At 41.5% G+C, this 21,872-nt stretch carries 18 protein-coding genes and 1 pseudogene; 12 read left to right on the forward strand and 7 right to left on the reverse strand.

The genetic code is table 11. The features are described 5' to 3' along the window. Positions 1-59: 59 nt before the first annotated feature. Positions 60-413: pseudogene (locus AACX33_RS12530) on the forward strand (endonuclease domain-containing protein); the annotation flags it as partial. 14 nt (positions 414-427) lie between these two features. Here AACX33_RS12530 and AACX33_RS12535 read toward each other — a convergent pair. Next, the gene (locus AACX33_RS12535) at positions 428-1,936 is read right to left on the reverse strand and encodes a UbiD family decarboxylase (protein ID WP_193997860.1); all 1,509 of its coding nucleotides are present in this window, start codon (positions 1,934-1,936) and stop codon (positions 428-430) included. 670 nt (positions 1,937-2,606) lie between these two features. On the opposite strand from AACX33_RS12535, the gene pstS reads away from it, so the two are divergent. From pstS to AACX33_RS12575, 8 genes are all read left to right on the forward strand, one after another. Next, complete coding sequence (gene pstS / locus AACX33_RS12540) at positions 2,607-3,656, forward strand: phosphate ABC transporter substrate-binding protein PstS (protein ID WP_193997859.1); 1,050 nt, start codon at positions 2,607-2,609, stop codon at positions 3,654-3,656. 82 nt (positions 3,657-3,738) lie between these two features. Beyond that, the gene (gene pstC / locus AACX33_RS12545; RefSeq protein ID WP_193997858.1) at positions 3,739-4,731 is read left to right on the forward strand and encodes a phosphate ABC transporter permease subunit PstC; all 993 of its coding nucleotides are present in this window, start codon (positions 3,739-3,741) and stop codon (positions 4,729-4,731) included. Positions 4,732-4,791: 60 nt separating this feature from the next. Next, positions 4,792-5,673: a phosphate ABC transporter permease PstA gene (gene pstA / locus AACX33_RS12550; protein WP_193997857.1), complete on the forward strand. Its 882-nt coding sequence runs from the start codon at positions 4,792-4,794 to the stop codon at positions 5,671-5,673. Positions 5,674-5,718: 45 nt separating this feature from the next. After that, entirely contained in the window at positions 5,719-6,498 is a 780-nt protein-coding gene (gene pstB / locus AACX33_RS12555; protein ID WP_193997856.1) for a phosphate ABC transporter ATP-binding protein PstB, read from the forward strand. 550 nt (positions 6,499-7,048) lie between these two features. After that, the gene (locus tag AACX33_RS12560) at positions 7,049-7,834 is read left to right on the forward strand and encodes a phosphate ABC transporter ATP-binding protein (protein WP_193997855.1); all 786 of its coding nucleotides are present in this window, start codon (positions 7,049-7,051) and stop codon (positions 7,832-7,834) included. A 241-nt stretch (positions 7,835-8,075) separates the two neighbouring features. Then, positions 8,076-9,464: an NYN domain-containing protein gene (locus tag AACX33_RS12565; protein ID WP_227789067.1), complete on the forward strand. Its 1,389-nt coding sequence runs from the start codon at positions 8,076-8,078 to the stop codon at positions 9,462-9,464. Between the two features lie 271 nt (positions 9,465-9,735). Continuing rightward, positions 9,736-10,776, forward strand: a complete 1,041-nt coding sequence (gene hppD / locus AACX33_RS12570) for a 4-hydroxyphenylpyruvate dioxygenase (RefSeq protein WP_193997854.1) — start codon at positions 9,736-9,738, stop codon at positions 10,774-10,776. A 493-nt stretch (positions 10,777-11,269) separates the two neighbouring features. Continuing rightward, positions 11,270-11,968, forward strand: a complete 699-nt coding sequence (locus AACX33_RS12575; protein WP_193997853.1) for an HAD family hydrolase — start codon at positions 11,270-11,272, stop codon at positions 11,966-11,968. An 88-nt stretch (positions 11,969-12,056) separates the two neighbouring features. On the opposite strand, the gene AACX33_RS12580 is transcribed toward AACX33_RS12575, so the two are convergent. Continuing rightward, a complete protein-coding gene (locus AACX33_RS12580) occupies positions 12,057-12,683 on the reverse strand; it encodes a CPP1-like family protein (protein WP_193997852.1) in 627 nt (208 codons plus the stop codon). Positions 12,684-13,386: 703 nt separating this feature from the next. On the opposite strand from AACX33_RS12580, the gene AACX33_RS12585 reads away from it, so the two are divergent. Continuing rightward, positions 13,387-14,106, forward strand: a complete 720-nt coding sequence (locus tag AACX33_RS12585; protein ID WP_193997851.1) for a response regulator transcription factor — start codon at positions 13,387-13,389, stop codon at positions 14,104-14,106. A gap of 521 nt (positions 14,107-14,627) precedes the next feature. On the opposite strand, the gene AACX33_RS12590 is transcribed toward AACX33_RS12585, so the two are convergent. From AACX33_RS12590 to AACX33_RS12600, 3 genes are all read right to left on the reverse strand, one after another. Further along, positions 14,628-14,825: a DUF2811 domain-containing protein gene (locus tag AACX33_RS12590; RefSeq protein ID WP_089092473.1), complete on the reverse strand. Its 198-nt coding sequence runs from the start codon at positions 14,823-14,825 to the stop codon at positions 14,628-14,630. A 578-nt stretch (positions 14,826-15,403) separates the two neighbouring features. Next, positions 15,404-16,054, reverse strand: coding sequence for a bifunctional phosphoribosyl-AMP cyclohydrolase/phosphoribosyl-ATP diphosphatase HisIE (gene hisIE, locus AACX33_RS12595; RefSeq protein WP_193998039.1), 651 nt, complete (start codon positions 16,052-16,054; stop codon positions 15,404-15,406). Positions 16,055-16,156: 102 nt separating this feature from the next. After that, positions 16,157-16,345: a ChaB family protein gene (locus AACX33_RS12600; RefSeq protein WP_193997850.1), complete on the reverse strand. Its 189-nt coding sequence runs from the start codon at positions 16,343-16,345 to the stop codon at positions 16,157-16,159. Between the two features lie 107 nt (positions 16,346-16,452). Between AACX33_RS12600 and hemL the strand changes: the two genes are divergently transcribed. Next, the gene (gene hemL, locus AACX33_RS12605) at positions 16,453-17,751 is read left to right on the forward strand and encodes a glutamate-1-semialdehyde 2,1-aminomutase (RefSeq protein ID WP_193997849.1); all 1,299 of its coding nucleotides are present in this window, start codon (positions 16,453-16,455) and stop codon (positions 17,749-17,751) included. A 349-nt stretch (positions 17,752-18,100) separates the two neighbouring features. Here hemL and AACX33_RS12610 read toward each other — a convergent pair whose 3' ends face one another. Beyond that, positions 18,101-18,262 carry a metallothionein gene (locus tag AACX33_RS12610; RefSeq protein ID WP_193997848.1) on the reverse strand — a complete coding sequence of 54 codons (162 nt, stop codon included), beginning with the start codon at positions 18,260-18,262 and terminating at the stop codon, positions 18,101-18,103. 398 nt (positions 18,263-18,660) lie between these two features. On the opposite strand from AACX33_RS12610, the gene AACX33_RS12615 reads away from it, so the two are divergent. After that, positions 18,661-20,265 (forward strand): serine/threonine-protein kinase, encoded by a 1,605-nt coding sequence (locus tag AACX33_RS12615; RefSeq protein WP_193997847.1) that lies wholly within the window; start codon positions 18,661-18,663, stop codon positions 20,263-20,265. Positions 20,266-20,364: 99 nt separating this feature from the next. Here AACX33_RS12615 and recA read toward each other — a convergent pair whose 3' ends face one another. Next, positions 20,365-21,441 carry a recombinase RecA gene (gene recA, locus AACX33_RS12620; protein WP_193997846.1) on the reverse strand — a complete coding sequence of 359 codons (1,077 nt, stop codon included), beginning with the start codon at positions 21,439-21,441 and terminating at the stop codon, positions 20,365-20,367. Between the last annotated feature and the right edge of the window lie 431 nt (positions 21,442-21,872).

The following is a 21,872-nucleotide window of genomic DNA, read 5'->3' on the forward strand; positions in this document are numbered from 1 at the left end:
GGGGTGGGGTTCCTTGGCAAACATCGCCCAAACTCTGGTAGAAACTCAAGCCATTAACACGACAGATGAGGCGTGAACTCACCCCAGCAGAAAAGCAACTTTGGCAAAAGTTGAGAAACCAGCAAGTCTTGGGGTTTAAATTCCGCCGTCAACACGCAATTGACCGTTTTATTGTTGATTTTTACTGTGGAGAAGTGCAGTTAGTGGTGGAAGTGGATGGTGAGATTCACGACTATACCCCAGAAAAAGATGCAATTCGGCAAGAATTTTTGCAGAGTTTAGGGTTGCGAGTTGTGCGGTTTAAGAATGAGGATGTTTTGCAGAGTATTGAGGAGGTGTTGGCGGAAATTGTGCGTTGGTTGCAAGAAGAACCCCACCCCCAACCCCCTCCCCGCAAGCGAGGAGGGGGCTAAGAATGTCATAGTTTCTAGCGCATATCGTAACCGAACAAATTTGGATCGACTTCTCCTAACTTTAAATCTGCTAAACCATATTCAGCCCATCGTCTTTCTACCATCGCCGCTATATCTGGATCTGATTCTAAGGGAGAACCCCATTCATGATCGGTTTCTGGTGGAATCTTGGTCGTCGCATCAATTCCCATCCGTCCACCTAAACCAATTTTCTCACTGGCAAAATCTAAGGTATCAAAGGGTGTGTTGGGCAAAATAAATACATCCCGACTGGGGTCAACTTTGGAACTAATCGCCCAAACGACTTGACGCGGATCACGAATATTGATATCTTTATCCACGACAATCACAAATTTGGTGTAGGTAAATTGGGGTAAGGCACTCCAAAACGCCAAAGCTGCCCGTCGCGCTTGTCCCGGATATGCTTTATCAATGGAAATAATCGCCGCTTTGTAACTCAAAGCTTCCATTGGTAAGAAGAAATCGACAATTTCGGAGACTTGTTGCCGCAGAATAGGAGTGTAAATCCGATTGAGTGCGATCGCCATCATTGCTTCTTCTTTTGGTGGACGACCGCTAAATGTGGTTAAATAAATTGGATCTTTGCGGTGAGTCATACACTCAAAGCGCACCAATGGCGAATCTTCCACGCCGCCGTAATAACCCATATGATCACCAAAGGGGCCATCTGGTAACACTTCCCCTGGTGTAATTGTCCCTTCTAAAACAAACTCGGAATCGGCAGGAACTTCCAAATCTACAGTTTTACACTTGGCTAAGTTCACACCGGAACCGCCATATAGTCCCGCAAACAACCACTCTGATAAATCTACAGGAATAGGTGTCGCAGCTGCCATGATAATTAGAGGATCTACACCCAGTGCGATCGCCACTTCTAACTTTTTACCACGTTCAGCAGCTTTGCGTAAATGTCTCGCCCCACCGCGCACAGATAACCAGTGAACAGTCATCGTATTTTGGGATTGCAGTTGCAAGCGATACACACCCACATTTGGCGTACCTGTTTCACAATCCTTGGTAATTACCAACCCCAGGGTGATAATTTTACCAGCATCATTGATGTAAGGACGAATCAAGGGTAACTTATTCAAATCCAAATCATCACCTTGCAGCACCACTTGCTGACAAGCTGGGAAAAAGTCTCTTCCTGGTTTAGCCTTCACCACATCAAACAGGACTTTCCCAAAATCTATCGCCTGGGAAATCTTCTTTGGTGGTTTTGGTTGTTGCAGCATACCCAGCTTTTTACCCAGAGTTTCCAACTCCTCTGGATGCTGCATATTCATTGCCCAGCATATCCTTTCCACTGTTCCCATCAAATTTATTGCCACCGGGAAGGATGCACCTTTGACGTTCTCAAATAGTAACCCTGGCCCACCTTGTTGCAGCATCCGGTTGGAAATTTCCGCAATTTCAAACTCTGGGTCAACTAAAGCCGAAATTCTCTTTAATTGTCCTTTTTCTTCTAGAATTTTGATGAATCCCCGTAAGTCTCTTGCCATTGTTCTAACAAAGGTGAATATTTAAGAAATGTAAAGCATTCTCTTATATTATTCATCATTACCCAATATTAGTCTGTCAAAGCCTCCTTGCAGACCAGCATCAAATTTGGGTCGGTGCAGTCATCAGACCGCTTTAGCGGTAAATTAACTTAGTAGTAATACCAATTTAATATAAAGATGGATAAATAGAATTTAACCAGAAATCCAGTTCCCCTCCTCGCTTGCGGTGAACCAGCGCTGTAGGCGGGTTTCCCACCGTAGGCGACTGGTGAACCCGAAGGGGGAGGGGTCGAAATAATATGCAGCCTCACAAATAATTGGTGTACGCAGTTCATGATGGCTACTTAGATTGACCGATAGTTCCTTTATGATACAAGCCCCCAGATTTATCTGTGGGGTTTTGTTGGCGTAGCCTGCTAATAACGCCTTTGTTTGTCAGCAACAGGCATTGATTCCTGTAGACAAATAAAATATAGCCTCTCAGGGAATTTATAATCATAAAAATTCCCCAAATACCAATATTATTTTTGATTAATAATTTATCCTATAAATTGGTTTTTAATAATACTTTAAAGCCGTATTAATATAAGCTTAAACTAAATTTAACCTTAAACAAATTAATCTAATGTTGTAAATAAAACAGCAATCAATCTTTAAAATTAGAGGTATTATGGGTTTTTCAACCACCATATTGCAGCGAGCATTTGCTACTTCAGTGGTAACCACTGCTGTTGCACTTGGTTCTATTTGTACAGCACCAGCCCAAGCTCAAGCCCAAACTCTCAACGGTGCAGGAGCAACTTTTCCAGCGCCTTTGTATGAAAGATACGCTCGTGAAGTGAGAAAGAAATTTCCAGATATGAGAATTAACTACCAAGCAATTGGTAGTGGTGGTGGTATTCGGCAAACTATTGCTGGAACCGTTGACTTTGGTGGTAGTGATGCTGCAATGACAGACGCTGACATGGGTAAAGTCAAGAATGGTGTGATTTTAGTACCCACAGCAGGTGGTGCTGTTTCTGTCGTTTATAATCTGTCCGGTGTTAATAATCTCAAATTATCTCGTACTACTTTACCAGCTATTTTTTCTGGTCAAATTACTAACTGGAACGATCCCAAAATCAAAGCTGATAATCCTGGTGTAAATCTACCCAACCAACCAATTCGATTTGCTGTTCGTGCTGATGGTAGCGGTACAACTTTCATTTTCACCAACCACTTGAGTTCAATTAGCTCTTATTTTAAAGGTAGAGTCGGAACTGGTACTGCGCCCAAATGGAATTTGCCCAATGTCCTTAGTGGTAAAGGTAATCCAGGTGTAGCTGCTTTAGTTGCTCGTACTCCTGGCGCTATTGGTTATGTAGAATATTCTTACGCTACGCAAAACAAACTCAAATCAGCACAGATCCAAAATAAAGCAGGGCAGTTTGTGGCTCCTTCTTTGCAGTCTGCAAACGCAGCTTTAGCATCTGTGAATTTTCCTGATAATTATCGTGTTTTTGCAGGAGATCCAGCACAAGGTTATCCTATCGTTGGTCTCACCTGGATGATGGTTTATAAACAGTATTCTAATGCTGCCAAAGCTGATGCTGTGAAGAAATGGATTAATTGGGTATTGACTGATGGCCAAAAATTAAATGATGACATGAACTATACGTCAATTCCTCCCGCAGTGACAAATCGGGTATTGCAGACAGTGAATAGTACTGTTAAACCATAAATTAGCCATCTTAATTCTTTTAGCAGGGTGGGCTATTTGTTCACCCTATTAATCCCAAATAATCTAATTATTTTGATTTTTCATGAAAAATTCAGCTAATTCACCCTACAATAATTCATTGCCTCTAAATGATAAAAACATTGAATTGATCGCTAAGGATGGCATAAAAGGTTGGTTTGACCAAGGATTTACATGGCTCGTCTATACTTTTACTGCGATGACTGTGGCGATGCTATTTGTGATGAGTTGGATCATTTTTAAAGAAGCTAGACCAGCTATTGCGAAGTTTGGTATAGAGTTTTTATGGGGGAAAGATTGGGATGTAGGTAATGAGGTTTTCGGTGCTTTACCTTATATCTATGGAACTCTGGTAAGTAGTGCGATCGCTATTTTATTTGCTTTTCCTGTAGGTTTAGCAGTGGCATTAGTTACCAGTGAGAATTTTTTACCAGTTTCTATCCAAACAACTCTGGCATTTGTGGTGCAGTTAATTGCCGCAATTCCCAGTGTGATTATTGGTTTATGGGGAATTTTTATTTTTATTCCAGCTTTAGAACCCCTACAAAAGTGGATAGCTAAATATTTTAGTTGGATACCAATATTTAATACCACAGACCCTTTTGGGACAAATATGTTAACTGCGGGAATTATCCTCGCAATTATGATTCTGCCCACAATAGCAGCAATTAGTCGGGATGTGTTATTGGCAATTCCTAAAGAATTACGTAGTGCATCTATGGCTTTGGGTAGTACCCGTTGGGAAACAATTTTTCGAGTATTGCTACCTGCTGGTTTTTCGGGAATTGTCAGTGCAGCAATGCTGGCTTTAGGAAGAGCTTTGGGCGAAACAATGGCTGTGACTATGGTGATTGGTAATTCGGCTCAAATCAGTGCTTCTTTATTAGATCCTGCTTATACAATACCTTCTGTCATCGCCAATGAATTTGCCGAAGCCGAACGAGGATTGCACATTGGAGCTTTAACTTATCTGGGATTAGTTTTGTTTGGAGTGACTTTGTTTGTGAATTTTGGTGCTGTTGTCTTGGTAGAGTGGGTGGGAAAGAAAAATCGCTAAGAGATGAATCAAATATATTGTATGTTATCCGCAAATTAAATATGAGAATTATTGATAAATATGAGTAGTCATCAAAATTCAAAAATTCCCCAATCTTTAGCTAATGAATTATTTAGCCCTTTGCCAAAATCAAGGCAGTTATTTACTTATTTAATGAATGCGATCGCCTTGGCATTCACATTTATAGCTTTAATTCCTTTATTATCCATTTTGTGGGAAATTATCGCCAGGGGAATATCTGGACTCAAGCTAGAAATGTTTGTTAATCCTGTGATTGATTTTGGCTTTGGCAATGCCATTCTTGGAACAGCAACAATTGTGACAATTGCTGCACTATTAAGCGTTCCCGTAGGCATATTCACGGGAATATTTTTAGCCGAATTTGGACGTACTCACCCAGCAGCTAACTTTGTCCGCTTTATCACTAACATTCTGACTGGTGTGCCTTCCATTATCGTGGGTGTATTCGCTTACAGTATAATCGTTTTAGTAACTAAACAATTTAGTGCGATCGCAGGTGGCTTTGCTTTAGCTACAATTATGCTACCCGTGATTGTCCTGACCACGGAAGAAGCCTTAAAACTAGTTCCTACAGATCAACGCCTAGCCTCCGCAGCTTTAGGAGGTAATCGCTTACAAACCACTTTTCGCATCGTAGTGACTGCGGCATTACCTGCAATTACCACAGGTATTCTCTTAGCCATCGCTCGTGCGTCTGGTGAAACAGCCCCTCTGGTTGTGACGGCTTTGTTTAGCCTAGATTGGTCAGAAGGACTACTCAGCCCAACAGCCTCCTTACCAGTATTAATTTATAACCTCTACAACGACCCCGACCCACAGAAACATCAATTAGTCTGGACTAGTTCTATAGTTTTACTTGGCTTGGTTTTATTTGTCAGTATTATCTCTCGCTTAGTTACTCGTAAACGAAAGATTAAGTAAAAAAAATTAAAACTGCCCACATTACTGGGTAAATTTATCTAAAAAATGAAAACATTAACTCCAGCTATTCAAGTCAAAAATCTCAGCTTTTACTACAGCACCACTAAAGCCGTTGATAATGTTTCCCTAGATATTTATCAAAATCAAGTAACTGCACTTATCGGCCCTAGTGGTTGTGGTAAATCAACCTTTATTAAGAGTCTGAATCGAATTGGCGAATTAGAAGGTTCAGTCAAAGTAGAAGGACGTGTAGAATTTTTTGGTCAAAATATTTATGACCCCCGCATCAATTTAAATCGACTACGCCGCCAAATTGGTATGGTATTCCAAAAGCCAAATCCTTTTCCCATGAGCATTTACGAAAATGTTGCTTATGGGATCAGAATAGCTGGCAAATGTTCACAGATAGAGTTAGATGCAATAGTGGAATCTGCCCTAAAAGGCGCTGCACTTTGGAATGAAGTCAAGGATAAATTAGATAAATCAGCATTAGGTCTTTCTGGTGGTCAACAACAGCGACTCTGCATTGCCCGTGCTTTAGCCGTCAAACCAAAAGTCCTCCTCATGGATGAACCTTGTTCGGCTCTTGACCCCATCGCTACCATGAAAATTGAGGAACTTATCCAAACTTTGCGCTCGGAATTGACGATCGCTATTGTGACTCATAATATGCAGCAAGCCACTCGTGTTGCAGATTTTACAGCTTTTTTCAGCACCGATGAAAGTCGTATTGGTCAAATGGTTGAATTTGGTGTCACAAATCAAATATTTAATCACCCTTTAGATTCCCGCACCCATGACTATGTTTCAGGACGTTTTGGTTAAAGCGTTGATAGTAGTTATGTAATTTATACAAATAATACTTAAATTAACCTCAAGCTGCTATTGTTGGGACATAACCTATATCTGCCCACATCTCGTTGAAAAATGAAGAGATAGTATTTTAGCATCCTAACTGCACTGTCAGCAGCACAGCAAATCCACTTGTATCTATTGAGTGAATACCGGAAAGTCATGATCTTCCTGACAGGATTCACAAGGAATGCGATAATCAGATGACAATTTCAGGTAAGAAGTATATCGTTTTAACCAAAACTCATTAGGTCTCAATCAAGTTTTCTAGTGTTATTTGCTTGATTTTATGCTTACCAGATCAGCACAACACATTTCATCTAACTTGAACACAAAAAGTGGCCTTTAATTAAACGATGTCAGAACGAGCATTTATTTTGACGCTGGGTAGTCATCAATGAATGAGTAATAGCCTCCTTTATTCGGAACTATGACGAACCCATATTGACTTGACACACAACAAAACAGGAATACTTATTTTACACCTTTGTTTAGTCAATATTTATTGTACCAGTTTCTTAGGATGAATAAACTAATTCCAGCCATACAAGTCAAAAATCTCAGCTTTTATTACAATGCCCAAAAGATATTTGAAAATATATCAATGGATATTTATCAGGGTAAAGTAACTGCAATTATTGGCCCTAGTGGTTGTGGAAAATCTAGTTTTCTTAAATGTCTGAATCGCATGATTGAATTAGAAGCAAAAGTACGGGTTGAGGGGAGGGTAGAATTTTTTAATCAAAATATTTATGAGCGTCGGGTCAACTTAAATCGCCTCCGCCGCCAAGTGAGTATGGTACTCCCCAAGCCGAATCTTTTTCCGATGAGCGTTTACGATAATGTGGCTTATGGCGTGAAAATCGTCGGGTGGCATCCGAAACCAGAATTAGACGCAATTGTAGAATCTGCCATTAAAGATGCTGACCTCTGGGAAGAAGTGAAAAATAAATTGCACAAGTCGGCTTTAGACCTTTCTGGCGGTCAACAACAGCGACTCTGCATTGCTCGTGCTTTAGCAGTTAAGCCACAAATTATCTTGATGGATGAGCCTTGTTTTGCTCTTGATCCTACTGCTAGCATGAAAGTTGAAAGTTTAATCCAAAGTTTGCGCTTGCGTTCAGAATTGACAATGGTAATTATTAGTCACAACTTGCAGCAAGTTACTCGTTTATCTGATTTCACTGCGTTCTTTCATGGTAATGAAAATAAGATTGGTGAAATCATTGAATTTGGTACGACAAAAAAAATTTTTACTCACCCTGTTGATTCTCGTACTCGTGACTATATTTTTGCTCATCTTAGTTGAGCGATTGTCTTTGGTAAATAGTTAGCTAGTTTCCGAGAAAGTTGCAGTTTGAATTAATTTTCTCTACCCAGGAGAGCGGATTTTTTGTTTCCCACGCTTATCCTCATACTTTAGCTAAGTTTCAACGATTTTATTTAGGCAGTTTCACGGTTATCAGTTGTTTTTAGCTAGATATAACATAGTGTAATTACCATCTTTGCTGATGCTCTGAACCAGGTTATTCCAATGTACTGTATGAGTTATGCCAAATGACAAACGGGTGCTAACTACCTCTGATTCTGAGTTAATTAACCAACTTAGTATTGCTGTTTGTAAAGAAATTATCCAAATTTTACAGCAGCATCCTGAATTAGTTGTGGCAAATTACCAAAGTGTTAACTGGAGACTACCTCAATACCAATCTGCACTCATGGCTGGGTTAAATAAAAAAATCAGCAACTTAGCAGATTATCTGACACTGATGCCAAAGATTAAAGAATACTTGGGACTTTTTCTAGTGCCGAGTTTTTTTGCTTCACCCGCCTTCCGTAATCTAGAAGTTATAATTAATGAGTCACTTCCAGAGCTAAATTGCACTGAGTTAAATAATCAAGATGTTTTGGAGCCTCAGAAAAACTCTTTTTCTCCGCCAGCGATCGCTATTTTACTGCTAGATGCAGAAAACTTACAACTGAATACTCAAACCGAAAATTTCTTAACAAAAGTTTGTACCTATCCCCTGCAAGTCAAGATTGCCTTTGCTAATTGGAGTAGCATGGGTAAACGAGATGTGGAATTACATCAGCGTGGATACGAATTAATTCACGTTCCTGTGGGTAAAGATAATGCTGATGGTAAAATGATCGCCTTGGGTTCCTCGGTTCATGAGCGTTATGCCCATGCTAAAGAAGTTATCGTGTGTTCGTCAGATAAAGTGATGACTAATCTGTGCAACCATCTTCAGCAAAATGGCTTAATGGTCTATCAAGCGATCAAAAAAGGAGAAGCTTTGATAGTATTGGATAGCTCTACAGGCAAACAAATCACACAATTTCCCAATTCTACTCCTGAGATTCCCACCATTGAAGTTTTTCTTCAGCAAATTAAAGAATTAATCTCAGCAGAGCAAGAACATCATCAAGTTTATTGGGTTAAACTTTCCATTCTTTCTAAAATTTTTAAAACTAAATATAATTTTACTATCAGTCAAGTAGTTGCTCACCATTTTTCCGGTAAGAAAGCTAGAGATATTTTTGTTAACTATCCGGCTGATTTTGCGATTCACCAAGTTGATCCAGCATCTGAAATATACATAACGCTATTTCAAGTTAATCAGTCACTACCAATAAATGCCAAGGAAGATACTTCATTAACCAGTGCGAAGAAGTCTCCTTTATTGTCTAGTATTAATTCCGCAGCAGATTTGGAAACAGCACTCAAGGATATTCTCCAGGAACTAACGATACAATCTCCGACAAAGTACATTGATATTAGCCCGTTGGGTGTTGAATTTAGTCTGCGCTATGGTAAACCGATCACTGAGCAAATTAAATCCTTACAGTTGAATGGTAATTTTATTAAATTCTTGCAGTCGTGTAAATCTTTTAACTTGAAGCAAACAGGGAAAGCATGGCAAGTTGCTTTACGTTAAATTTTCAAATGCTTTATACTGATATCTCATATCTGGCATCTCTACGCACAAACCCAGACAAGGTAAAAAGATGCACGATAATGCTACCTTATTTATATTGGATTTTATCACTAAATCAAGGGGTTTGGTTTAAATACTATGTAATTAAATAACATGAATTTTTATTTGTGCAAAATGTAAGGTGTATGATTAATCAGGAAATACTTGATAATCTAGCAAAAAATCTCAAAATTACAGATAGGTAAGCTGTTGTGCTGGATTTTCAGGATTTATGAACATCGATCACGTTCATTTCTATGTCGAAGATGCCAAAGTCTGGCGGAATTGGTTTGTACACCACCTGGGGTTTACAGCAGTAGATAGTAGCATCAGTTCGGCTCACACTTGTACGGAAGTGGTGAGCAACGGTATTGTTCGCTTTTTGCTGTCTTCAGCTTTATTGCCTACGAGTCCGGTGGCGGCGTTTTTGTGCCAACATCCTCCAGGGGTAGCAGATGTGGCTTTTGTGATGGAAGATGTGGAAGGAGCGATCGCACTTGCTCAATCTCACGGCGCTACAGTCATCCAACCCATCCAGTCACAGGCCTTTGGTGATGTCTTCCGCAAGTGGGGCAAAATTGCCGCTTGGGGTGGTTTGACTCATACGTTGATGGAAAGCTCAGGAGTGACAGATGATGATCTACAATCAACCACAGAGCATACTTTTAGTTCTATAGATCACATAGTGCTAAATGTGGCTGTGGGTGAATTAGAGTCGGCTGTTGCTTGGTACGCAAAAATTCTCGATTTTCAACCCCAGCAAAGTTTTAAAATTCAAACTGACCGTTCGGCTTTATATAGCCAAGTCATGGTTTCCCGTAACGGTAGAGTACAAATACCGATTAATGAACCAGCTTCGCGCAATTCCCAAATTCAAGAGTTTCTGGATGTGAATCGGGGGCCGGGTATTCAACACATCGCCTTGGGGACTCCTAATTTAATGAGTGCGATCGCGCAATTTCGCTCCCGTGGTTTATCTTTACTCTCGGTTCCCCAAACCTACTACTCACAGATTCAACAGCGCCCTGGATTCCCTTTATCAATCCTAGAACTTGAGGCGATCGCCGAGCAAGAAATTTTGGTGGACTGGAAAGAAAATGCCGAAGACGCAGTATTACTACAGATTTTTACTCAGCCGATTTTTGGACAACCGACTTTTTTCTTTGAGTTTATTGAGCGCCGTTATCAAGCTAAAGGTTTTGGGGAAGGTAATTTTCGCGCTTTATTTGAGGCGATTGAAAGTGAGCAAATTAAACGCGGCACTTTGCAATAACTAATGAGTTGACACTCTCCGGGCTAAAGCTACGGAGATTCTTGGTTCAACGAGTCCACTTAGATGAAACCCCTTGCGGTATCTCACCCAGAGGTGGTTCTCTCCTCAAGCGTTAACTTTCGGTATGCCCTACCGTAGTTGGATGACTCCAAAATTTGTTTGTGCTTAAAAACTGGTCGTCTAGTCCCCATGAAAATTTTACCTATTCCTGGAAAGGAGCTAGAACTATGGAATAGAACCCCATATTTTCAATTGTCTTGGCGAAGCCTCTCCCTTTGGGAGAAGGTGCAGCGTAGAGCCGTTAGGCAACATCGGGTTTTTATACAGGTTGATTACCCTTCCTGTTCAAATCAGTTTAACATCAAAGCACCCTCAAGGGTGCATCTAGCTTTCATCACCTGCCTAAAGTACGAAAAATGCAACGATGTTGCTGTTTCTCAGGTGTTTTCAGCGTCTTTCTTATAATTGTCATAAAAATTTACAATTTCCGCCGATGCTAAGACTAATCACCGACTTCGACGGCCCGATCATGAATGTCTCTGAACGGTATTACCGTGTTTATCAATTTTGTTTGCAGCAAATCCAACATCCCGAACAATCTGTGCAACAACTGGAGAAAGCCGAATTTTGGCAACTCAAGCGATCGCGCGTCCCGGAAAAACAAATTGCCTTAAAATCTGGTTTAGATGGGACGCAAGCACAAGAATTTGCTCAGTTGCGGCGCAAAACCGTACATACAGACACTTACTTTCAGTATGACAGCCTGATCCCAGGTGCTGTAGAGGCGCTGTTACAAATTCAACAGGCGGGAATTGATTTGGCTGTGATGACAATGCGTCGGGTACGGGAACTAGATTATGCAGTGAAAAAATACGACTTAGGCAGTTTTTTTCCAGAAAATCGCTGCTATTGCCTGGAAAACGACTATGTTAAAACTACTGACATTGAAGATAAGCCCTTATTGATGGCACGGGCATTAGCAGAACTGCCCCCCGCAGCCGATACTTGGATGGTTGGGGATACAGAAGCAGATATTGCGGCGGCGAAAAAACACGGTATTAAGGTGATGGCTGTGGAGTCTGGAATTCGCGATCGCACTCAATTAGAAATTTACCATCCCGACTTAATTGTTCAGGATTTAAGTACAGCTGTCAAACTGATCCTCGAATCTCAAAGAGTCGAAATTGGTTAATAGTTCCTGGTCTTAACAACATGGGTAAAAGATAAAATTAACTTATCTATTACCCTTAATTAATCTACAATTCAAAATACTCATCGGCTTAACGTAGAAAACTGCTAATCAGCCACAACAATATAAATGTTAACACTGTAGAAAACTGCTCAGATGTTAACTGACCCAAGTTGATCTGCGGCAACAGCCAACTAGCAATTAGCCCGCCGACAATTAAACCGACAATTAAACCCACCAGCGTTAATAAAACTGCTCTACCAAACTTGCCTTCCTTACGCTTGAGGAAGTAAATACTGATTCCTACACCTACGACTAAAGCCAACTGTAAAACCTGATTGCCTGCGGACTGAGTAAATACACTAATAGTACTTAAACCCAAATACCAAGCTCCAGGTAAGAGTATATCTTTAGGCGCGGGTTGATCGAGCATTCTTTGCAGCCATGCAGGCGACTGCTCACGAGGGCTGGGACTTTCTTTTGAAGGCAATTGCACGCGCAATTCTGGAAACCTGATTCGTTCAGGTACTTTTATTTTACCTTCCTGGCGCATCCGTAGGCGATCCATTAAAATCGCATCGTAAGCTACTTCAATTAGGTCTAGACTCTTGGCATCGCCATTGTATTGCTCCAATTGGCGATTACGAGCATCCTGAATTTCATCGAAGCTAGCATCTTCTGATACCCCAAGTTTCTCGTAGGGATTTTGATCGCTCATGGGAGTTTATACTTTCTTTAGCCTTAGTCAGAGGAAGTCTTTTGCTTCAGGAAAAACAAATTTAAGTTTATCTTGATTCAAACCAACGGATCAATCCATTTTTTGCCCTACAAGGATAGTAGCATGGGTTAGTTGGATTGACTTGGAATTTCTAACTACCTCAACTTTAACATATTGGTATAACTCCGTGTATACCCTCGTGTCTTTGGTCAATGAGCGCCTGACTCTATAATTTTGATTAAAGATGCCTAAAACGCATTTTTTATGAAAAAATTAACTTTTATGTTTCTAAATTTGGCAATTTAGAGTAGGCTGAGGAAAAATTCTAGAATTAGTCTCATAATAACTTGTGGTATGTATCCACATATGGATTTAAAATTAAAAAGTTTTAAATCCCCACTTAATTGGGAAAATCAAGTCTACTAGGTTACCGAACTGCCGTGGTGAATGTTAAGAATATCGCTCTAGTACATATCAACCTTGATAATTATCATACTTCTACGTAAGTATATGTGTGACTAGTAAAATTTTCTTAGTTTCATTTTCCCGAATTCTGATTACACTATTATTTATTATTTTGGATAATCAGGAAATGCATTCCTTACCCCTGTAGAGTCTTAAATAACCCCTAATGTGGAAATTGCGTTTTTACGCAATCCTCCTTCTGTGTTCATCTTACGAATTGTTGTGCAAAGTGATGGTCATGGCTCCCGCCAAGATTCTTGTAGTTGATGACGACCCTGCGGTCCGAAATTTAATCCAACGCTTTTTGATTAAGCAGACCTATCAGGTGGAGGCTGCTGAGGATGGTAAAACAGCCTTAGCCCTATTTGAGCAATTTAACCCCGATTTGGTGATTCTAGATGTGAATTTACCAGATGTTATTGGGTTCAACCTCTGCCAGGAAATGCAAAGTCGTAATGGTGTGTTTGTGTTGATGCTGACTAGTCGCGCCGATGAAGCCGATAAAATTCGCGGCTTTTCTAAAGGTGCTGATGACTATCTCACCAAGCCATTTGGACTGGGAGAGTTAGAAGTGAGAGTAGCAGCAATTTTGAGGCGACAGAGGATTGTGACTACCTCTGAACAAAAACGCCTAGTATTTGAAAAGTTAATGATTGATCCTGCACGACGGGAAGTCGCATTTAACAACCAAGCAATACCCTTAACGGCGCTAGAATTTGACTTATTGCATTTTTTAGCTAGCCATCCGGGTAGAGTCTGGCGACGTGCAGAACTGATTCAAGAGGTCTGGGATTATGAATATGTTGGTGATCAACGGGTTGTAGATGTACACATCGGTCAAATTCGCAAGAAAATTGAAGTCGATGCTAGCCAACCAGCATTAATTCAAACTGTACGTGGCGTAGGGTATAAGTTTGAATGTCCCGCTCACTCTCCGCAGTTGGAAACTCATACTTGAGTGCATAGTCTTTAGTCTAGAGTTTTTCTCGATTAACTCTTGATGAAGTAACTCAGTCGGTAGGCACGAATAAATCTTGTTACATAACAAAATTTCCCAAGTTCCTCACTTAGGCATTCGCGGAGTTTCCCCCTATATCTGATGTTTCCTTCAATTTTGTTTCACTGCTAAAGACAAACACGCCATTACCGTATTCCAGAGATTTTTGAGCAAAAATATCTACTTAATTTTCTTTCCTGTTATCTTGTCCCCATCCACCCCTTGCTATCTGTAATCAGTATCCATTGATGGGGCACGGTAACCGTGCCCATGCTCAGGCAGGAGCCAAAATAACACAGTCTTTGAGATTCAGTTGTCCAAAAAAATTCCCACTATGGTGTCGTACTCTGTGCGATCGCCTCCGGCGGGCGAAGCATTATCGCACACCGTTGGATCACATCTTCTCATAGTTAGAAATATTTTTGCCCACCTACTTACCAGCACTTTGAGTTTTTTGGCTAATTGGTGCAGGGCATTTATATTTAACAATTATGAAACAATGTTTCTAAATATACGCGGGCGGCGCGGCGATCGCTCTCACCATTTTGAAGTAAAAACAGCGACAAAGCAGCCGTCAGCACTCGATTTTGATCCCAATCAGGATGTGCTTCTAAGTAATTTTTGAGAGATTCATGTAGTGTTTCGGGAATTTCTGTAAAGATACTAACTGTTGCGTTCATGAGTTTTTCCTTCTCTGAGGTCAATCAAGCGAGACAAGTTGCTTGCAGTGATGGGGGATTTGCCTTACATAGTCCTGTCTTTACCTGACAATCTACACCAGCCTCTGAGGTGATTTTTGGTGTCAATGGTTGGACAGACTATAAAAGCCAGTCGCATCATTGTGCGCCAAGAGGGGGTGGGTTTGTCAATGCTGCGAAATGTTAAATCCAGTGGTATAAAAAATAAAACTTGACGCAATAATCAGGACTATAGCTAGATTTTTATTACTTAACTTAACATAAACTCAGTGTCTTATGATTTAGGCTATTCTGAATCAACAATCCCCAGTAAAACTGCAACTGCCGATTAGCTCGTAAAACATCTGTGGAAAACTACCAAAATCCCTGTGGAAATCCTGTGGAATTGGTGAGGAAAATTTTAGGTAATGATAAGAATTAAAAAATATTAGTCATTAGTCATTAGTCATTAGTCATTGGTCATTGGTCATTGGTCATTGGTCATTGGGAAGTTACCGTCTTCTCCCCCCTGCTCCCTGCTCCCTGCTCCCCTGCTTCTTCCCCCACTCCCTGCTCCCCTCTTATCGCCGACGTTCTTGTAACTTGCGATATACTGACTTCACATCGACTTGATGATGAGCTAAGGCAACCAGCGTATGGTAGAGTAAATCTGCAACTTCACCGGCGATCGCATCCTCTTCATCATCCTTAAACGCCATGACGACCTCAGCGCTTTCCTCGCCGATCTTTTTTAAAATTTTGTTATCGCCACCGGCCAATAACTTACAGGTATAAGAAGTGTCCACGGGATTGTCACGGCGATCGCAGATCACCTGAAATACTTGAGATAATGTATCCCCTGGTGGAGCAACAATTGCCCCTTCTACTTGATGAAAACAACTGCGTTCTCCAGTGTGACAGGCAATATCTCCTAGCTGCTCCACACCAATGAGCAGTGCATCACTATCACAGTCATAACGGACACTTTGCACCTTTTGAATATGTCCAGAAGTGGCTCCCTTATGCCATAACTCCTGGCGAGAACGACTCCAAAACCAAGTTTCCCCAGTTTCTAAAGTCTTTTTTAATGATTCCTGACTCATCCACGCCATCATTAAAACAGTGCCATCCAAATAATCTTGGATAATTGTCGGCACTAAACCCCGTTCATCGTAGCAAATCTTATCAACAGGAATAGAGTGTGGTAGTGAATGCGGATCAGTAGAAAACATACCAGCTAATTTGTGATCATTAAACAATATTGATGGATTCACGATACCATTCTGAATAGAGCATCTGGTATGCTGACTTAAAATTGAACTTGCTGATTCAGCTTAAACAAAAGCATTCCTATCTGTAGCCAACCGCATTTTTACGGCACTTAAGGCTACTTGGTGGGCTTGAGAAGCTTCACCATACCAATGGATTGCCGAGTTAAAAGCAGCCCGGTAAAGATCCTGGTAAGCCTCAGATAACTTAGTGCGAATCTCTAAAGGCAAGTCATCATTGGACTTGTATAACATATTGTTATTTTTCTGGTTTGGATAACTCTATAAGGTAGAATTTCTAAACAGTTTTTAACCCTATCCTAAGATAGAGCTTTTTATTTTCCACTATTTAGGAGAGAGCCTTGGTAAATACCACAATTAAAACCACAAAATCACAAGAAATCTTTGCCGCAGCCCAAAATCTCATGCCGGGAGGAGTTAATTCTCCAGTTCGCGCCTTTAAATCAGTTGGCGGACAACCCATCGTTTTTGATCGAGTCAAAGACGCATACATTTGGGATGTAGATGGCAACCAATATATTGATTATGTCGGCACTTGGGGGCCAGCTATTTGTGGTCACGCCCATCCAGAAGTGATCGCAGCGCTCCATGAAGCTTTAGAAAAAGGCACTAGCTTCGGCGCTCCTTCCTTACTGGAAAATGTTCTGGCCGAAATGGTAATTGATGCCGTTCCTAGCATCGAAATGGTCAGATTTGTGAATTCAGGCACTGAAGCTTGTATGGCAGTGCTGCGGTTAATGCGGGCTTTCACAAACAGAGAAAAAATCATCAAGTTTGAAGGCTGCTACCACGGTCACGCCGATACATTTCTCGTCAAAGCTGGTTCTGGTGTAGCTACACTTGGTTTACCCGATTCCCCCGGAGTACCTAAATCATCAACCATCACCACTCTGACGGCTCCTTACAATGACTTGGAAGCGGTGAAAGCATTATTGGAACAAAACCGCGATGAAATAGCCGGTGTGATTCTGGAGCCAGTAGTTGGCAATGCTGGATTTATTACACCTGATGCTGGTTTTCTCGAAGGTTTACGAGAACTTACCCATGAACATGGAGCGTTGCTAGTCTTTGACGAAGTGATGACAGGATTTCGGATTGCTTATGGTGGCGCTCAGGAAAAATTTGGTGTAACACCAGACCTAACAACATTGGGCAAAGTTATTGGTGGTGGCTTGCCAGTAGGAGCCTACGGCGGTCGTCGGGATATCATGTCCATGATTGCGCCCGCAGGCCCTGTGTATCAAGCGGGAACTCTTTCAGGTAATCCCTTAGCAATGACGGCTGGGATTAAAACCCTGGAATTGTTGCAACGACCTGGTACTTATGAGTATCTTGATCAAATTACTCGGAAGTTAGCAGATGGCTTAGTGCAAATTGCCCAAGAAACTGGTCACCAAGTTTGTGGTGGTCAGATTAGCGCGATGTTTGGCTTATTCTTCACCTCTGGGCCAGTGCATAACTACGAAGATGCCAAAAAGTCAGATATGGCTAAATTTGGTCGCTTCCATCGTGGGATGTTAGAGCGTGGTGTTTATTTAGCACCTTCTCAGTTTGAGGCTGGTTTTACCTCTTTGGCTCACACTGAAGCCGATATTGAGCAGACATTAGCTGTTGCACGAGAAGTTCTATCTAGTCTCTAAGTGTTGAGTGCTGATTTAATTAAGTACACAACCTCACCCCCAACCCCTCTCCTTGCTTTCGCGTAGCGTCTCCCAATGGGAGAAGGCTACCGTGTACACACAAGTGATCGAATCGCCCCCTAAGCCCCAATTATGGGGGAACAAGAATTTTCCAAGTCCCCAAACTTGGGGGATTTAGGGGGCAAAACAGGCTCAAACGCAGACAGGCAGGACTTGTGTGTACACCGTAGTTTTGCTAAGGAGAGGGGAGACTGTCAAAACATATCTCAAAAACAGTAGCACTACAGGTGCTTTTTTTTTAGCCAGGACTCAGCACTTACTGAGACGCGATTAATCGCGTCTCTACTATTTAACAGCCACAGCCATTATGACCACAGCCTTTGATCGTTTTGTGACCTTCAGCACAGCCTTCAGAACAATAGTATTTACCTTCTTTGTTGATCGCATCCTCAAGTGAAACAATACACAGGCAATTGGGACAAGCGCATTTCATTTGGGTTACGGTATTCATATTTTTCTCCATCACTTTTGAATAATTCTCTTATAACATATGAACATATGTTCAGTCATTATTCAGACGGTTGAATTTGTGAGGAAAGAAAACTGTGAAAAAAAAATTTAAATAATTGTCAGAAATTAAGTATAATTATTAACTGAACTCCAAAAAATTCCGAATTTGAAGACTAAATGTTATATTTTACCCAAAAAATAGCCTAGACACTATTTGAGACGGTAAGTATAATAAATAATCTTGTTTTGATCATTCTTTTACGTAGTCCTGAGTTAACTTGAGGAGCTATTTCCAGCATTTACCCCAAAAATCACCTAGCAAGAGTTAATTGTGAGTGTTAATAATTAAAAGTGAGTGTAACGCTTTCAGTCATTATTCGTGCAGCGAGTTGACAGTGCATGAGCTATTGCTTAAATCCTACCTGTACCAATCCAGAAAATAAGGCATATAGCCACAGGTGTCACTCATGTGGCGCGCGACTATTATTGCGCGATCGCTATCGGGTGGTCAAACCATTAGGTCAAGGTGGCTTCGGAGCAACATTCTTAGCTAACGACCAAGCCTTACCAGGAGAACCGAGTTGCGTAATTAAACAACTACGTCCTTCCGGAACCGCACCACACATCTTGCAAATGGCGCGAGAGTTATTTGAGCGAGAAGCCAGAACCTTAGGTAAGATTGGCAATCATCCTCAAGTACCAAGGCTACTTGACTATTTTGAAGAGCAAGAACAATTTTATTTAATTCAAGAATATATTAGTGGTTCGACTCTGCAACAAGAGGTGAAACAGAATGGGATCTTCAGCGAAGCGGGAATCAAACAGTTTTTGAGCGAGACTTTGCCGTTGTTGCAATACATCCACGAGCAAAAAGTAATTCACCGTGACATCAAGCCAGCTAATTTAATTCGCCGGACTCAAGATGCCAGAATGGTGCTGATTGACTTTGGTGCTGTGAAAAATCAAGTCAGCCAAGCAGCACTCAACCAATCAGGACAGACAGCATTAACGGCATACGCTATTGGTACTCCTGGTTTCGCACCTCCAGAGCAAATGGCTATGCGTCCAGTGTACGCCAGTGATATCTACGCCCTGGGTGTGACCTGTGTTTATCTGCTGAGTGCTAAAACTCCTAAAGATTTAGATTACAATCCCAAAACAGGCGAGATGATGTGGGAGCATCTGGTACAAGCCAATGATCATCTCACCACTGTGATGCGAAAAATGTTAGACGTGTCAGTACGCAATCGCTACCAGTCAGCAGAAGAAGTACTGCGAGCCTTAGAGATGGAACCCTATTTGGACAGTTTAGCCCAGAGCTTGCTGGTTAAATCGGATGCTAGTGTTAAAGAGCCAACAAATCACAGCGTGGAAAATTCTGCTATTTTATTCCACAACCCTTCTCCTGCGGCTAATAGCGGAGGAGGTGCAGCACAAGTAGCCGCAGCAATCCGAGCTAGACGAGCCAAGAATGCAGAAGCCGAGGGAATACGTCAGGGATATTCGGCAGATAAACCAGCAAATGTGGCTAACAACACCAGTATTAGTTCCCAGCGTCACAATTCTCAAGGGCGCAAATTAAATTCCCAAAGTTTACTCACGGCTTATTTGAAGGGAAGACGGGATTTTGCTCTACACAATTTAAGTTTTCTGAAATTGCCGGGTGCTGACTTATCCGAAACAAATTTTCATTCGGCTCAATTGCAAGGTACTAATCTCCAAGGTGCTAATCTCCACAATAGCGACTTTGGCAGAGCTAGTCTCAATAAAGCAAATCTCAGGGACGCTAATGTGAGCAAAGCCTATTTCAACCATGCGGATTTAGAAGGAGCAGACCTGCGAGGCGCAGACCTCAGTGAGGCCTATCTCAGCAATGCTAATCTCCGAGGAGCTAATCTGTGTGGTGCTAATCTCTCTGGTGCCAAGGTTTCTGATGAGCAGCTAGGGTTAGCGAAAACCAATTGGATGACAATCCGCCCCAATGGTAAACGAGGGTTATTGTAATTTAAAATAGAAAAGACTGAATCTATATCAATCCAGTCTTTTGTCAGATATTGCAGTATTTACACGTTCTGTTTGATTAATTCAGAACGCGCATCAGTGCTATTCTTCTTCTTCTAATTCCACTTCTTCTTCTTCTTCCTGATTAGCTTTGGCTACAGAGTTAGCAGAAACAACAGCCCCCATATCTAGCTTTTGTCGCACCAGTTCCTTGATTTCGGCAGCAAATTCGGGCTTTTCTTCTAGGTACTTGATAGCGTTGTCTCGACCTTGGGAAATGTTATCACCGTTGTAACTGTACCAGGCTCCTTTGCGAACAATCACGCCTGTTTCTTCTGCTAAGTCAACCAGACAACCCAAGGTGGAAACTCCTTTACCAAAGATAATGTCAAATTCCGCGACTCTAAAGGGCGGTGCAACTTTATTTTTGGCGACTTTGACTTTGACTCGGTTACCAAATTCTTCAGTGCCTTTTTTCAAGGTTTGAATCCGGCGAATATCCAGGCGGACTGAGGCGTAAAATTTCAAGGCGTTACCGCCAGTTGTAGTTTCTGGGCTACCGTAAGTAATACCGATTTTCTGCCGCAACTGGTTGATGAAAATGACTGTACAGCCTGATTTACCTATGTTGCCAGTGATTTTACGGAGAGCTTGGCTCATCAACCGGGCTTGAAGTCCAACGTGGATGTCACCCATATCTCCTTCAATTTCGGCACGAGGTACTAGTGCTGCTACTGAGTCGATGACGACAATATCAACTGCGGCGGAGCGCACCAGCTGATCGACAATTTCTAAAGCAGATTCGCCTGTATCAGGTTGGGAAACTAGCAAGTTTTCAATATCTACACCCAAAGCTGCCGCATAGGTAGGATCTAGGGCGTGTTCTGCATCAACGAAGGCGGCAACACCGCCATTTTTTTGGACTTCGGCGAGGGCGTGTAGCGCTACTGTGGTTTTACCAGAACTTTCTGGCCCATAAATTTCAATTACCCGTCCTTTGGGTAATCCTCCGCCCAATGCTAAATCTAAGGTGAGCGCCCCTGTGGAAATTGTCTCTACTCGCATCCGGGTAGCATCACCCAGGCGCATGATTGCTCCTTTACCGAAGCTGCGCTCAATCTGGTTGAGTACTATATTTAATGCTTTTTCTTTGCCAGAAGTATCTGTGTTGATAGCCATTAGGGACCTCTAAATATAGGAATTATCTGGATGTCAGGAATCTTGGGCTGGGAGGTTCAGTAGAACAGATATACTATTTTAACCAGAAAATTCTAGAATAAAACTTTTAAAAAAGCAACGTGACCAAATGGTAACGCGATCGCTCTTAAATAAGGTTAGCGATACTACACAATTATATGACAATTTTTTAACTACAGAGCTACGCAGATAAAACAGGACTTGATGCTATTATCAGGCGATCGCTTGAATTTGACTACCTCCCCAAAAGCGTAGATTGTCTAGTTTAGACCACAGCACAGTCATTTATTGGCTATATATCTGCGACTAACTCCAGTTTACAGGGAAGCGCTCCACTGCCTAGCAGTAAGTTATGGGGAGTTTGCGGATTGTAAACTTTTGTATACAAAGTTAGTCAGCCTCTGTCCCCATTC

Origin of the sequence: Nodularia sp. LEGE 04288 (assembly GCF_963896525.1) — a bacterium.
GTDB lineage: Bacteria > Cyanobacteriota > Cyanobacteriia > Cyanobacteriales > Nostocaceae > Nodularia.

Bases quoted from the DNA above. Each gene is read 5' to 3' on its own strand.
- AACX33_RS12535 (WP_193997860.1), bottom strand. From the start codon at position 1,936: ATGGCAAGAGACTTACGGGGATTCATCAAAATTCTAGAAGAAAAAGGA.
- pstS (WP_193997859.1), top strand. From the start codon at position 2,607: ATGGGTTTTTCAACCACCATATTGCAGCGAGCATTTGCTACTTCAGTG.
- pstC (WP_193997858.1), top strand. From the start codon at position 3,739: ATGAAAAATTCAGCTAATTCACCCTACAATAATTCATTGCCTCTAAAT.
- pstA (WP_193997857.1), top strand. From the start codon at position 4,792: ATGAGTAGTCATCAAAATTCAAAAATTCCCCAATCTTTAGCTAATGAA.
- pstB (WP_193997856.1), top strand. From the start codon at position 5,719: ATGAAAACATTAACTCCAGCTATTCAAGTCAAAAATCTCAGCTTTTAC.
- AACX33_RS12560 (WP_193997855.1), top strand. From the start codon at position 7,049: ATGAATAAACTAATTCCAGCCATACAAGTCAAAAATCTCAGCTTTTAT.
- AACX33_RS12565 (WP_227789067.1), top strand. From the start codon at position 8,076: ATGCCAAATGACAAACGGGTGCTAACTACCTCTGATTCTGAGTTAATT.
- hppD (WP_193997854.1), top strand. From the start codon at position 9,736: ATGAACATCGATCACGTTCATTTCTATGTCGAAGATGCCAAAGTCTGG.
- AACX33_RS12575 (WP_193997853.1), top strand. From the start codon at position 11,270: ATGCTAAGACTAATCACCGACTTCGACGGCCCGATCATGAATGTCTCT.
- AACX33_RS12580 (WP_193997852.1), bottom strand. From the start codon at position 12,683: ATGAGCGATCAAAATCCCTACGAGAAACTTGGGGTATCAGAAGATGCT.
- AACX33_RS12585 (WP_193997851.1), top strand. From the start codon at position 13,387: ATGGCTCCCGCCAAGATTCTTGTAGTTGATGACGACCCTGCGGTCCGA.
- AACX33_RS12590 (WP_089092473.1), bottom strand. From the start codon at position 14,825: ATGAACGCAACAGTTAGTATCTTTACAGAAATTCCCGAAACACTACAT.
- hisIE (WP_193998039.1), bottom strand. From the start codon at position 16,054: ATGTTTTCTACTGATCCGCATTCACTACCACACTCTATTCCTGTTGAT.
- AACX33_RS12600 (WP_193997850.1), bottom strand. From the start codon at position 16,345: ATGTTATACAAGTCCAATGATGACTTGCCTTTAGAGATTCGCACTAAG.
- AACX33_RS12610 (WP_193997848.1), bottom strand. From the start codon at position 18,262: ATGAATACCGTAACCCAAATGAAATGCGCTTGTCCCAATTGCCTGTGT.
- AACX33_RS12615 (WP_193997847.1), top strand. From the start codon at position 18,661: ATGAGCTATTGCTTAAATCCTACCTGTACCAATCCAGAAAATAAGGCA.
- recA (WP_193997846.1), bottom strand. From the start codon at position 21,441: ATGGCTATCAACACAGATACTTCTGGCAAAGAAAAAGCATTAAATATA.